This window comes from Enterobacter sp. UPMP2060, assembly GCF_053709655.1.
The window spans coordinates 175535-189536 of the sequence record NZ_JBSKJQ010000006.1; the positions used below are offsets into that span (position 1 = coordinate 175535).

The 14002-nt window shown below is 58.2% G+C and carries 10 protein-coding genes; 1 reads left to right on the top strand and 9 read right to left on the bottom strand.

What is annotated here, in order from left to right; translation table 11 throughout:
* Window positions 1-44 precede the first annotated feature (44 nt).
* Both relA and rlmD read right to left on the bottom strand, forming a co-directional pair.
* The gene (gene relA / locus ACWKXN_RS14480) at window positions 45-2276 is read right to left on the bottom strand and encodes a GTP diphosphokinase (protein WP_454543952.1); all 2232 of its coding nucleotides are present in this window, start codon (window positions 2274-2276) and stop codon (window positions 45-47) included.
* A 51-nt stretch (window positions 2277-2327) separates the two neighbouring features.
* A complete protein-coding gene (gene rlmD / locus ACWKXN_RS14485; protein WP_182931148.1) occupies window positions 2328-3626 on the bottom strand; it encodes a 23S rRNA (uracil(1939)-C(5))-methyltransferase RlmD in 1299 nt (432 codons plus the stop codon).
* A gap of 57 nt (window positions 3627-3683) precedes the next feature.
* Between rlmD and barA the strand changes: the two genes are divergently transcribed.
* Window positions 3684-6443, top strand: coding sequence for a two-component sensor histidine kinase BarA (barA, locus tag ACWKXN_RS14490; protein WP_454543953.1), 2760 nt, complete (start codon window positions 3684-3686; stop codon window positions 6441-6443).
* 95 nt (window positions 6444-6538) lie between these two features.
* Here the strand turns inward: barA and ACWKXN_RS14495 are convergent, their stop codons facing one another.
* The 7 genes from ACWKXN_RS14495 to ACWKXN_RS14525 form a co-directional block, all read right to left on the bottom strand.
* A complete protein-coding gene (locus ACWKXN_RS14495; RefSeq protein WP_454543954.1) occupies window positions 6539-7678 on the bottom strand; it encodes a glycerate kinase in 1140 nt (379 codons plus the stop codon).
* Window positions 7679-7755: 77 nt separating this feature from the next.
* Complete coding sequence (gudD, locus tag ACWKXN_RS14500; protein WP_182931151.1) at window positions 7756-9093, bottom strand: glucarate dehydratase; 1338 nt, start codon at window positions 9091-9093, stop codon at window positions 7756-7758.
* Between the two features lie 15 nt (window positions 9094-9108).
* Window positions 9109-10449 carry an enolase C-terminal domain-like protein gene (locus tag ACWKXN_RS14505; RefSeq protein WP_182932107.1) on the bottom strand — a complete coding sequence of 447 codons (1341 nt, stop codon included), beginning with the start codon at window positions 10447-10449 and terminating at the stop codon, window positions 9109-9111.
* Window positions 10449-11804: a galactarate/glucarate/glycerate transporter GudP gene (gudP, locus tag ACWKXN_RS14510; protein WP_033146426.1), complete on the bottom strand. Its 1356-nt coding sequence runs from the start codon at window positions 11802-11804 to the stop codon at window positions 10449-10451. The genes ACWKXN_RS14505 and gudP overlap by 1 nt, the downstream gene beginning before the upstream one ends.
* Before the next feature lie 295 nt (window positions 11805-12099).
* On the bottom strand, window positions 12100-12549 hold the full coding sequence (locus ACWKXN_RS14515) for a flavodoxin (RefSeq protein ID WP_029741558.1): 450 nt from the start codon (window positions 12547-12549) through the stop codon (window positions 12100-12102).
* Window positions 12550-12573: 24 nt separating this feature from the next.
* The gene (gene truC / locus ACWKXN_RS14520; protein ID WP_023309023.1) at window positions 12574-13350 is read right to left on the bottom strand and encodes a tRNA pseudouridine(65) synthase TruC; all 777 of its coding nucleotides are present in this window, start codon (window positions 13348-13350) and stop codon (window positions 12574-12576) included.
* Complete coding sequence (locus ACWKXN_RS14525) at window positions 13347-13676, bottom strand: YqcC family protein (protein ID WP_331395042.1); 330 nt, start codon at window positions 13674-13676, stop codon at window positions 13347-13349. Before ACWKXN_RS14525 ends, truC begins: the two co-directional genes overlap by 4 nt.
* Between the last annotated feature and the right edge of the window lie 326 nt (window positions 13677-14002).

Consider the following 14002-nt stretch of genomic DNA (forward strand, 5'->3'; position numbering starts at 1 on the left):
GCCGGGTGGCGGCAAAGCCTTACCCGGCCTACAGAAGAGTGTGTTTAACCGCCGTGCAGACGACGCGCGTCAATCACATCCGGCACCTGGTTCAGTTTGCCAAGCACGCGGCCCAGCACCTGCAGGTTGTAGATTTCGATGGTCATATCGATGGTGGCAAGCTGCTCGCGGGTATCGCTGCGGCTGGCGACGCCCAGCACGTTGACCTTCTCGTTGGCGAGAATGGTCGTGATGTCGCGCAGCAGGCCGCTGCGGTCGTTGGCAGTGACGCGCACCACCAGCGAGTAGCCGGCAGAATAGCTCTCACCCCAGACCGCTTCCACGATGCGCTCCGGCGCATGCGACTGCAGCTCGGCAAGCTGGTCACAGTCGGAACGGTGAATCGAAATCCCGCGTCCCTGAGTGATAAAGCCGACGATATCGTCGCCCGGAATAGGCTGACAGCAGCGGGCAATGTGATGCATCAGGTTACCTACGCCTTCAACCACCACGCGGCCGTTGTCTTTGCTGCGCTGCTGCGGCGCATAGGTTTTCTGCTGCAGCTGCTTCAGCGCCGCCGCGTCCTGCTCTGCCGCGCTTGGCTTATTGAACTGCGCCTGCAGGAAGTTCACCATCTGATTCAGACGGATATCACCGCCGCCAATCGCCGCTAGCAGCTCGTCAAGCTCGTTGAAGTTGTAGCGCGGCAGCAGGAATTTCTCCGCCTCTTTCAGGCTTATCCCGATATGCTCCAGCTCGTCGTCAAGGATCTGGCGGCCGGCAAGGATGTTCTTGTCACGATCCTGTTTACGGAACCAGGCGTGAATTTTCGAGCGCCCGCGGCTGGTGGTGACGTAGCCCAGGTTCGGGTTAAGCCAGTCACGGCTCGGGTTGGGCTGCTTCTGGGTAATGATTTCAATCTGGTCCCCCATCTGCAGTTGATAGGTGAACGGTACGATACGTCCGCCAATTTTCGCCCCGATGCAGCGGTGCCCCACATCGCTGTGGATGTGGTAGGCAAAATCGAGCGGCGTAGAGCCCGCAGGCAGGTCGACAACGTCCCCTTTTGGGGTAAAGACGTACACCCGATCGTCAAAGACCTGGCTGCGCACTTCGTCGAGCATCTCGCCGGAGTCGGCCATCTCTTCCTGCCACGCAATCAGCTTGCGCAGCCAGGCAATGCGGTCTTCGTGGCCAGAACGCGCTCCGCCGGACGTGCCTTCTTTGTATTTCCAGTGCGCGGCCACGCCCAGCTCGGCGTCCTCGTGCATCTGTTTGGTGCGGATCTGAATCTCGACCGTTTTGCCGCCAGGGCCAAGCACAACGGTATGGATAGACTGATAGCCGTTCGGTTTGGGGTTGGCGACATAGTCATCGAACTCATCGGGCAGATGACGGAAGTGAGTGTGTACTATCCCCAGCGCGGCGTAGCAGTCCTGCAGACGCTCCGCCACGATACGCACGGCGCGCACGTCAAACAGCTCGTCAAACGCGAGGTGTTTCTTCTGCATTTTGCGCCAGATGCTGTAGATATGCTTAGGCCGGCCGTAGACTTCGGCGCGCACGTTCTCTTCTTTCATCGCCTGGCGCAGGCCGCCGACAAATTCGTCGATATAATGCTCGCGGTCGATACGGCGCTCATGCAGGAGTTTGGCAATACGTTTATATTCCGCCGGGTGCAGATAGCGGAAGCAGTAATCTTCCAGCTCCCACTTCAGCTGACCAATCCCTAAGCGGTTCGCCAGCGGCGCATAGATGTTTGTACACTCTTTGGCGGCCAGCACGCGCTCGTCTTCCGGCGCATCCTTCACCTCACGCAGGTGGGCAATCCGCTCGGCAAGCTTGATGACCACGCAGCGGAAATCATCCACCATGGCCAGCAGCATCCGGCGAACGTTATCGACCTGCTCAGAGGAGACGGAATCGGTGTGCGCGGCCTTCAGCTGGCGAATGGCTGCCATATCGCGCACGCCGTGGATCAGCGCGACGACGGATTTCCCGACGCTGTCGCGCAGCACGTCTTCGCTGACCACGTCCGCATCCGCGAGGGGGAAGAGAAGCGCGGCCTGCAGCGTTTCAATATCCATGTTCAGCATGGATAAGATTTCCACCATCTCCACGCCGCGCCACAGGAGAAGATCGGCGTCGGGATGCCCCCGCGTGGTGCGCAGACAATAGGCCCAGGTTTCGGTTAAGCGTTCACACGACTGCTGGCTGGAAATTCCCAGACTTGCGATCCATTTTTGTGGGTCAAATTCCCCAGCTTTATTGAGATGTGCACTTCTTACCGCAACCATTGTCCTCTCCTTTAGGGACCTGGGCCTGTCGAAGTCGACAAGCCAAACAAATTAGATGTGCTCGAACAACACCATCGATTCCAGATGACCAGTGTGCGGGAACATGTCCAGCATTGCCAGACGCTGAATCTGGTAACCCGCGCGGATTAATGCCTCACTGTCCCGGGCAAGCGTTGCCGGGTTACAGGAAACATAGACCACACGCTTTGGCGCGAGTTTAATAATATGTGCCATCACACCCTGGGCACCGGCACGCGCCGGGTCGAGCAAAATTTTATCAAAGCCCTGTTTTGCCCACGGCTGTTGGGTGACATCTTCCTCAAGATTTTGATGAAAGAATGTCACATTTTGCAAGCCGTTCTGCAGTGCGTTCTCCTGCCCTTTAGCCACCAGCGCCTCAACGCCTTCCACGCCGACGACGCTGGCCGCTTTTCGCGCCAGCGGCAGCGTGAAGTTGCCCATTCCGCAGAACAGATCGAGCACCCGATCGCTTTTCTGAACATCCAGCCACGTCAGCGCTTTCTCAACCATCTGCTGGTTTACGCCATCATTCACCTGAATGAAATCCCGCGGGCTGAACGTTAAGCGTAGCCCGTTTGACGCATACCAGGGCGCCTCACCGGTAACCTGCTCAAGTATCTCGCTTTGTGGTGCAAGGAAAAGCGCCAGGTCGTGGGAATGCGAAAAGCGTTCCAGTTTTTCGCGATCTTTTTTCGACAGCGGCGCGGTATGGCGCAGCACCATCAGCGGTCCATTGTTGGCCATGACCAGTTCGACATGCCCGAGGTGGCGAACGCCGTCCAGCCCGGAGAGACAGGTGCGCACATCCGGAAGCAATGCCTCAAGATGGGGCACCAAAATGGGGCACTGCTGCACATCGACGATGTCACTGGAACCGGCCTTGCGAAACCCCATCTCCAGCCGCGCCGTTTTTGGCTGATAGCTGAGGCTCAGGCGCGCGCGTCGACGATAGCCCCAGGGCACATCGGCGAGAATTTCGTTAACGTCATGTTTAAGCTGACGCGCCAGCGCGCGGCTTTTGCTTTTTTGCTGTAATTCTGTGCTCGCATGCTGTTGCTGGCAGCCCCCGCAAACGCCAAAATGTGGGCAGCGGGGCTTCACGCGCTCCGGGCTATCGTTGAGGCGACGCTTAACCTGTCCGCGCGCGAACTGGCGTTTATCTTCCGTCAGCGTAATTTCTGCTCGTTCTGTCGGCAGTAAACCTGTTATAAACAGAGCCTTACCGTTGTGACGTGCCACTCCCTGACCAAACGGATCGAGGTCCGTGGCTTCAACAGTAATGATTTGACGCGTCGTCACGCGTCGCTTTGCAGAGTAGAATTGCGCCATCGCCGAGATTTTTCTCACATAAACATAATTATCTTAATTGTCCCATAACGGAACGCCATGACCAACTACAGCCTGCGCGCGCGCATGATGATTTTGATCCTCGCCCCCACCGTTCTCATCGGTTTGCTGCTGAGTATCTTCTTTGTGGTGCACCGCTATAACGATTTGCAGCGACAGCTTGAAGATGCAGGCGCCAGCATTATCGAACCGCTTGCCGTTTCCAGCGAGTACGGCATGAACCTGCAAAACCGCGAATCCATTGGCCAGTTAATCAGCGTGCTCCACCGCCGTCACTCGGACATCGTACGCGCCATTTCCGTTTACGACGAACATAACCGCCTGTTTGTCACCTCGAATTTTCATCTCGATCCGGCGGCTCTGAAGATCCCGGACGGTACACCATTCCCGCGCCACCTCACCGTCTTGCGGCGCGGCGATATCATGATCCTGCGCACGCCGATCGTGTCGGAAAGCTATTCCCCCGATGAGTCAGCGCAATCCTACGCCAAATCCAGCAACAATATGCTGGGATATGTGTCGCTGGAGCTGGATCTCAAGTCGGTCCGGCTACAGCAGTACAAAGAAATTTTTATCTCTGGCGTGATGATGCTGTTCTGCATTGGCATTGCGCTGATCTTCGGCTGGCGCCTGATGCGCGACGTGACGGGCCCCATCCGCAACATGGTTAATACGGTTGACCGCATCCGCCGGGGACAGCTCGACAGCCGGGTGGAAGGGTTTATGCTGGGCGAGCTGGACATGCTGAAGAACGGCATCAACTCAATGGCCATGTCGCTGGCGGCGTATCACGAAGAGATGCAGCACAACGTTGACCAGGCGACGTCCGACCTGCGCGAAACGCTGGAGCAGATGGAGATCCAGAACGTTGAGCTGGATCTGGCGAAAAAGCGCGCCCAGGAAGCGGCACGTATTAAGTCGGAATTCCTGGCCAATATGTCGCACGAGCTGCGTACGCCGCTCAATGGCGTGATCGGCTTTACCCGCCTGACGCTGAAAAGCGAGCTCAACCCGACTCAGCGCGATCACCTGCACACCATTGAACGCTCGGCCAACAACCTGCTGGCGATCATCAACGACGTGCTGGACTTCTCCAAGCTGGAAGCGGGCAAGCTGATCCTGGAAAGCATTCCGTTCCCGCTGCGCAGTACGCTCGATGAGGTGGTGACGCTGCTCGCGCACTCGTCGCACGACAAGGGCCTTGAGCTGACGCTCAACATTAAAAACGACGTGCCGGATAACGTCATTGGCGATCCGCTGCGCCTGCAGCAGGTCATTACCAACCTTGTCGGGAATGCGATTAAATTCACCGAAAGCGGTAACATCGACATTCTGGTAGAAAAACGCTCCATCAGCAGCAATAAGGTGCAGATTGAAGTCCAGATCCGCGATACCGGCATCGGTATTCCTGAGCGGGATCAGTCGCGTCTGTTCCAGGCGTTCCGTCAGGCGGACGCCAGTATCTCCCGCCGTCATGGCGGTACCGGCCTGGGGCTGGTGATCACGCAGCGCCTGGTGAACGAGATGGGCGGCGATATCTCTTTCCACAGCCAGCCGAACCGCGGTTCAACCTTCTGGTTCCACATTAATCTGGACCTCAACCCGAACGTTTTGACCGATGGCCCGGTGACGGACTGCCTGAAAGGCAAGCGCCTGGCCTACGTCGAACCTAACGCGGCGGCAGCGCAGTGTGCGCTCGATATTTTAAGCACCACGCCGCTGGAGGTGGTCTACAGCCCAACCTTCTCAGCGCTTGCCGTTGAGCATTACGATATTCTGCTGATGGGGATCCCGGTCACCTTCACCGGCGAACTGACCATGCAGCAGGAGCGGCTGGCGAAAGCCGCGTCAATGACCGACTATCTGCTGCTGGCGCTACCCTGCCACGCCCAGATTAATGCGGAGGAGTTGAAAAACGACGGAGCCGCCGCGTGTCTGCTGAAGCCGCTCACCTCGACCCGCCTCCTGCCCGCGCTCACGGAGTATTGCCGTCTTAGCCAGCATGCTCTCCCTCTGATTGACGACGAGCAAAAATTGCCGATGAGCGTGATGGCGGTGGATGATAATCAGGCCAACCTGAAGCTGATTGGCGCATTGCTTGAGGACCAGGTTCAGCACGTTGAGCTATGCACCAGCGGCGCGCAGGCGGTTGAACAGGCGAAGCAGATGCAGTTCGATTTAATCCTGATGGATATTCAGATGCCGGGCATGGATGGCATTCGGGCCTGCGAGCTGATCCACCAGCTGCCGCACCAGCAGCAAACCCCGGTCATTGCGGTCACCGCGCACGCGATGGCCGGTCAGAAAGAGAAGCTGCTTAGCGCCGGAATGAATGACTATCTGGCGAAGCCCATCGATGAAGAGAAACTTCATAACCTGCTGTTACGCTATAAGCCGGGTCACATTAGCGGGACGTACACGGTTTCCAGCGAGCCGGTTGAAATCAGCGTCAACCAGAACGCGACCTTTGACTGGCAGCTCGCGCTGCGCCAGGCGGCAGGTAAACCCGATTTAGCCCGCGAAATGCTGCAAATGCTGGTCGCGTTTCTGCCGGAAATTCGCAATAAGGTGGAAGAGCAGCTGGTGGGTGAAAACCCGGAAGCGCTGCTGGAGGCGATCCACAAGCTGCACGGCAGCTGCGGGTACAGCGGCGTGCCGCGGCTGAAAAACCTTTGCCAGCTGCTGGAGCAGCAGCTGCGTGCCGGCACGCCGGAATCGGAGCTTGAACCGGAGTTCCTGGAGCTGCTGGATGAGATGGATAACGTAACGCGGGAAGCGACGAAGTTGCTGGGAAGCTGAGATAAAAGCCCGGTGGCGCTACGCTTACCGGGCCTATGATTGCGGGTGCGGCCTGATGCCCTCACCCCGCCCCTCTCCCACAGGGAGAGGGAGAACTACATTCCCTGCCCCACTTTCAGCACCGCCGCGATATTCCTGGCGGCCATCCTGACGTTCTCGCTGGCATTTTCCAGCGCATCCTCCAGCGAGCAGATGGTGTAGATCACGCTAAACACCGCATCAATGCCGTGATCGTGTACCACGCCAACGTCCGACGTCAGGCTGCCTGCAATGCCGATGACGGGTTTGTTAAAGCGTTTCGCCACTTTCGCCACGCCCACCGCGACTTTGCCGTGGATCGTCTGGCTGTCGATGCGGCCTTCTCCCGTGATCACCAGATCCGCATCGGCCACATGGTCGGCCAGGTGTAGCGCATCGGTCACGATCTCAATGCCCTGGCGCAGCTGCGCGCCGCAAAAGGCGTACAGCGCGGCCCCCATGCCACCCGCCGCGCCGCCGCCAGCAAGGTTTAGCACGTCGATATCCAGATCCCGGGCAATGACTCTCGCATACTGCGCCAGCGCGTTGTCCAGGGTGACGATCATCTCGGGTGTGGCCCCCTTTTGCGGGCCAAATACGGCTGACGCGCCATCCTTACCGGTGAGCGGATTCGTCACATCACAGGCGACCTCTATCCGGCACTCCGCCAGACGTCTGTCCAGCCCGCTCAGGTCGATACGCGCGAGTTTTCCCAGCTCGCCCCCGCCCTGCCCAAGGGGCTGCCCGCTGTCTTCCAGCAGCTTTGCCCCCAGCGCCTGCACCATCCCTGCTCCGCCGTCATTGGTGGCGCTGCCGCCAATGCCGATGATGATATGCTTAACGCCCGCATCCAGCGCGTGACGAATAAGTTCGCCCGTGCCCCACGAGGTGGTTTTCAGGGGATTACGCTGCGAAGGAACGACCAGCTCCAGGCCGCTTGCCGCCGCCATTTCAATAAAGGCACTTTGCTCGTCACCGGATAAGCCATAAAACCCTTCCACGCGCTCACCCAGCGGGCCGGTCACCAGAACATGCACAATGCGTCCCTGCGTTGCCGCGATCATCGCCTCAACCGTCCCTTCGCCACCGTCCGCGACCGGCAGTTTGACGTAAACCGCCTCGGGGAAGATCTCGCGAAAACCACGTTCTATCGCTGTCGCAACCTCAAGCGCACTCAAACTTTCCTTATACGAGTCCGGTGCGATAACAATTTTCATAAGCCATCCTTACGCATAGTCGTTACGTTAAGCATACACCACGTAAAAGACCGCTTGTGGGAGCGGTCCCAATGCGTTTATCGTACCATGCACGGGCGTTTATTGTCGAATGTCCAGTCGGGGATCAGATACTGCATCGCCATGGCATCGTCACGGGCGCCCAGACCGTGTTTTTGATACAGCTCATGGGCTTTCATGACCTGGTCCATATCCAGCTCAACCCCCAGCCCCGGCGTGGAAGGCACCTGCACCATGCCACCTTTGATCTCAAACGGCTGCTTAGTCAGACGCTGATTACCCTCCTGCCAGATCCAGTGCGTGTCGATAGCGGTAATCGTGCCCGGCGCGGCGGCGGCAACGTGCGTGAACATCGCCAGCGACACGTCGAAGTGGTTATTAGAGTGCGAGCCCCAGGTCAGGCCAAACTCGTGACACATTTGCGCCACGCGCACCGACCCCTGCATCGTCCAGAAGTGCGGGTCCGCCAGCGGAATATCGACGGACTGCAATGACAGGGTGTGTCCCATCTGACGCCAGTCGGTGGCAATCATATTGGTCGCGGTCGGCAGCCCCGTTGCGCGGCGAAATTCCGCCATGACTTCACGTCCTGAGAAGCCTTGCTCAGCCCCACACGGATCTTCCGCATACGCCAGAACGCCTTTCAGCTGTTTACCGATCGCAATGGCCTCATTTAGCGACCATGCGCCGTTCGGATCCAGCGTCACGCGCGCCTGCGGGAAACGTTTTGCCAGCGCGGTGACGGCTTCCGCCTCTTCCTCACCGGCCAGCACGCCGCCCTTCAGTTTGAAATCGTTAAAGCCATATTTTTCGTACGCGGCTTCCGCCAGGCGCACCACCGCATCCGGGGTCATCGCCTCGTCGTGGCGAAGTCGGTACCAGTCGCATTGTTCATCCGGCTGGCTCTGATAAGGCAGCGGCGTCAGCCTGCGGTCGCCGACAAAGAACAGATAGCCCAGCATTTCCACTTCGCTGCGCTGCTGACCCTCGCCCAGCAGCGACGCAACGTTGACGCCCAGATGCTGACCCAGCAGATCCAGCATCGCGGATTCAATCCCGGTCACCACGTGGATGGTGGTGCGCAGATCGAAGGTCTGCAGGCCACGCCCTCCGGCATCGCGATCGGCAAAGGTGTTGCGCACGGTGTTGAGGATATTTTTGTACTCACCCAGCGTTTTGCCTACCACCAGCGGAATGGCATCTTCCAGCGTCTGGCGGATCTTCTCCCCGCCCGGAATTTCGCCCACGCCCGTATGGCCGGAATTATCTTTGATAATGACAATATTGCGGGTGAAGAATGGCGCATGTGCGCCGCTCAGGTTCATCAGCATGCTGTCATGGCCCGCAACCGGAACGATCTGCATGGCGGTAACTACAGGGGTAGAAAAAGTACTCATCGTTCAATCCTTTTATCAGTGACGTCCGAAAACAGGGCGCTTACGGTCAAATGTCCAGCCGGGGATCAGGTACTGCATCGGGCCCGCGTCGTTACGCGCGCCGCCCGGTAGCTTTTTATACGCCTCATGGGCTTTATGGATCTGATCCCAGTCAATCTCCACGCCCAGGCCCGGCGCATCCGGTACGGCAATCTTGCCGTTGATGATTTCCAGCGGATTTTTCGTCAGGCGGGCTTCCCCTTCCTGCCAAATCCAGTGGGTATCGATGGCGGTCGGGTTACCCGGCGCCGCCGCGCCAACGTGGGTAAACATCGCCAGCGAAATATCAAAGTGGTTGTTCGAGTGACAGCCCCAGGTCAGCCCCCAGTCATCGCACAGCTGCGCCACGCGCACTGCACCTGAAAGCGTCCAGAAGTGAGGGTCCGCCAGCGGAATGTCGACGGCGTTCAGCATCACCGCATGACCCATTTCACGCCAGTTGGTGGCGATCATATTGGTCGCGACAGGCAGCCCGGTGGCGCGACGAAACTCGGCCATGACTTCACGGCCCGAGAAGCCTTGCTCCGCACCGCAGGGGTCTTCCGCATAGGTCAGGACATCCCCCAGCCCCTTGCACAGGCTAATCGCTTCCTCCAGCAGCCAGGCGCCGTTGGGATCGACGGTGATCCGCGCATCCGCAAAGCGTTTTTTCAGCGCCCGGGCCGTATCAATCTCCTGCTCGCCGGGCAGCACGCCGCCCTTCAGCTTGAAATCCTTAAAGCCGTAGCGATCCTGCGCCGCCTCGGCCAGACGCACGACCGCGTCGCTGGAGAGCGCTTCCTGGTGGCGCAGGTGATACCAGTCGTGATCGCCCGTGGATCGAGCCAGATAGGGGAGATCGGTCTTAGTGCGATCGCCAACGTAGAACAGATAGCCCAGCACGGTGACCGCATCACGCTGTTTGCCGGGCCCCAGCAGCTCGCAAACCGGAACATTGAGCGCCTTACCCAGTAAATCGAGCAGGGCGGCCTCCAGCGCGGCGACCGCGTTGACGCGCAGTTCAAACGTCCAGGCCCCTTTACCGAACGTATCAAAGTCTGCCGACTGATTGCCCTTATGCACCCGCTGAACCACCTTGTTCAGACGGGCGACCTCCTGGCCCACCACCTGCGGAATGGCATCGACCAGCGTCTGGTAAATCACCTCTCCGCCCGGGGCTTCGCCCACGCCGGTATTCCCTGAGCTGTCTTTCAGCACGACGATATTACGGGTAAACCAGGCGTTATGCGCCCCGCCGATATTGAGCAGCATGCTGTCCTGCCCGGCCACCGGAATAACCTTCATCTCCGTGACGGTTGGGCTCGATTGCGTTGTCATCATCCACGCTCCGCAACAGGTTTAAGTTCGACGCGTTTGATATCCCCTACCAGCACCAGGTAACTCAGCACCGCCACCAGCGCATGCACACCCACGTAGATTAGCGCACCGTTGAAAGAGCCGGTGGTGCCGACGATGTAGCCGATAGCGATCGGCGTAACAATCCCGGAGATATTGCCGAACATGTTGAACAGGCCGCCGCTCAGACCGCTGATCTCTTTCGGCGCCGTATCCGCCATCACCGCCCAGCCCAGCGCGCCAATGCCTTTGCCGAAGAAGGCCATCGCCATAAAGCCGATAATCATCCATTCGGCGCTGACGTAGTTACAGAACACCATGGTCATGGAGAGCAGCATGCCGAGCACAATCGGGGTTTTACGCGCGATGTTCAGTGACCCCGTGCGGCGCATCAGCCAGTCGGAAATCACTCCGCCGAGCACGCCGCCGACGAAGCCGCAGATTGCCGGGACCGACGCGACAAATCCCGCTTTCAGAATCGACATGCCGCGTGCCTGCACCAGGTATACCGGGAACCAGGTGATGAAGAAGTAGGTTAAGGCGTTAATACAGTACTGGCCCAGATAGATGCCGATCATCATGCGCGAGCCGACGAGCTGCTTGATCTGCGCCCATTTCTGGCTGAACGGAACTTTTGCTTTTGCGGATTTCTGATCCATATTGATCAGCGCGCCGCCTTCCGCGATGTACTCCAGCTCTTTTTTGTTCACGCCAGGATGCTGGTTGGGTTCGTGGATCACTTTCAGCCAGACAAAGCTGATGACGATCCCAAGCCCGCCCATGAAGAAGAAGACGTGCGACCAGCCCACCTCATGCGTCAGCCAGCCCATGATTGGCGCGAAGATCACCGTCGCGAAGTACTGTGCGGAGTTGAAAATCGCCACCGCCGTTCCCCTCTCCTGCGCCGGGAACCAGGCCGCCACAATTCGGCTGTTCCCCGGGAAGGAAGGTGCTTCCGCTAAGCCTACCAGGAAGCGCAGCGTGAAGAGCGCCACGATAATGCCGAAGCCGCTGAAGATATCGACGAAACCCTGCAACAGGGTAAACATCGACCAGATAAAGATAGACCAGAAATAGACGCGTTTAGATCCAAAACGGTCCAGCAGCCAGCCGCCAGGAATTTGTCCGATGACGTAGGCCCATGAGAATGCGGAGAAAACGTAACCCATGCCCACCGGATCAAGGCCGATATCTTTTGCCATTTCCGAACCGGCAATCGACAGCGTGGCGCGGTCACCATAGTTAAAGGATGTGACGATAAACAGCATCACCACTATCCAGTAGCGGGCATTAGTGCGCTTTTCAGCGCTGCTCGCTGCGTGGCTTAATGTACTCATTGTTGCACTCCTGAAACATAGCTTTCGCCTGGTTCATTCTGTACAGCACCGGTAGGGTAATCAGAATGAGATTGGTGTTTTGTCGTTTTGGTACGGCCTGACGCCGTTTTATAGTGACCGGAAAAGTATATGAAGGAGTGCCTCATCACCTCACCGTGCAGAAACACAGTATTAAAGGGTGTATGAGAGGTTGTTTATGGCATAAGCCCAGGGGAATGGAAGGTGGTTCACGGATTTGGCGTTTGGAGCGGGGTGTATCGCCGGGTGGCGGCTATGCCTTACCCGGCCTGGATAACTATTTAAGGAGAGTTGCCCAGTGCTCGACCCATGGGTTCGATTCGCTTTCGGGTTCAGGATGCTCCCCGGCATCAATCAGCAGCATCTCGCCGACGCGCTGGGCGCTCTGCTCCTGCAGGAGCGCATCGAACTGCTTGCCGCCGCCGCAGAAGTTGGCGTAAGAGCTGTCGCCCAGAGCAATGATGCCGTAGTGCACGTCTGGCTGATAGCCAAGCTGGTCTTTAATGCCCTGAAACAGCGGCACGATGCTGTCCGGCAGATCGCCCTGCCCGGTGGTGGAGGTCACCACCAGAATGTATTTATCTTTATACTTTTCCCAGTCTGCCAGTTCCGGGTCTTCATAGACCGTGGCTTTATGGCCCTGGCTGGCGAGTATTGCCTCAGCCTCTTCCGCTACCAGCAGCGAGTTGCCGTACATTGTGCCGACAAAAATGCCTACTTCAGCCATGATATTTTCCCATAATGAATGCGTTTACCGTTCATCCTGAACGTTGCCCGATACAAACTCAACCCTTTCATTTTCGGGGAGTTGTCCCAGCCAGCCAAACTGTGACAGCGCCTGCATCCAGACGTCGTCCAGCCCCGCACGGATGGTCAGCGGCTCGCCGGTAAACGGGTGCGTCAGGCTCAGCTCGCTGGCGTGCAGCATCAGACGATGGCAGCCAAAGTGTTCGGCCGCACTACGGTTCTGGCGCAAATCACCGTGTTTGCTGTCGCCAATAATCGGGTGGCGCAGGTGCGCAAGATGGCGTCGCAGCTGGTGCTTACGCCCGGTTTTAGGCAAAAGCTCAACCAGGCTGTAGCGTGTGGTCGGGAATTTGCTGGTTGCAACCGGCATTTCGGTCGTTGCCATGCCGCGATAATCCGTTACTGCGGGCTGCGGACCTTTGTCATCGCGGGCAAATTTATCGGCGATTTTGTCCAGCTCCTCCACCAGCGGATAGTCCAGCGTGGCGGCTTCCGTCAGCCAGCCGCGCACGATCGCGTGGTAGCGCTTTTGCATCTGATGCTGTTCAAACTGCTGTGACAGCAGACGCCCCGCCTCGCTGGAAAGCCCCATCAGCAGCACGCCGGAGGTCGGCCTGTCGAGACGATGGGCGGTAAAAACATGCTGACCAATCTGGTCGCGAACGGTCTGCATCACCACCACTTTCTCATCGCGATCGAGCCAGCTGCGGTGTACCAGCCAGCCTGACGGTTTATTCACCGCCACCAGCCACTCGTCCTGATAGAGGATCTCAAGCGTCATGCATCTTCACCGGCAAACAGGGCATCCAGTTTTTCCAGTTCGACCAGCATCACGTCGCGCGCCGGGTGTGTCGCCTCGATCGCCATTTCATAGTAGGGAGAGACCGCAAACGCCTGCGGAAGCGGGTGACCGCCCTCAATCAGGGCGTGCATGCGCGGAATTAACACCCACTGCAGCCATTCAAACGGGGCCAGCGTATCCAGGCAGAAGGGCTGAGTGCTCGCGAACGCTTCTGGCTGCGGCGCGGTCTCCTGCCACAGCTGATGTTGGCGCAAAAGGGCTTCGATGGCGTGCAACTGAGCACGAACGCTATCGTGTTGCGTCATAGTAACCTCAACTGAAAAAGTGAACGGCGCGCAGCATAGCATTGCGGAAGGCAGAAATAAAAAAAGGGAGCACTGTAAAAACAGTGCTCCCGGTTCGTTTCGCAGCATTCCAGCTACAATTCGTGCTCCCTGCTCATCCGTGACAACTTTTCCTGACGCCCGAAGGCCTGGTCATCCGTAAGCCGATGCATCCTGCACACATCTTCCTGACGTGTTTGTCTCATCCTGAAACGTCCTGGCCTTCCTGACCCACCGACCATCCTGACCGGCTCTCGTTCTCCTTCCTGGAGGTGTCCCTTACGCATCCTGCGTTATCCACTTCGCTT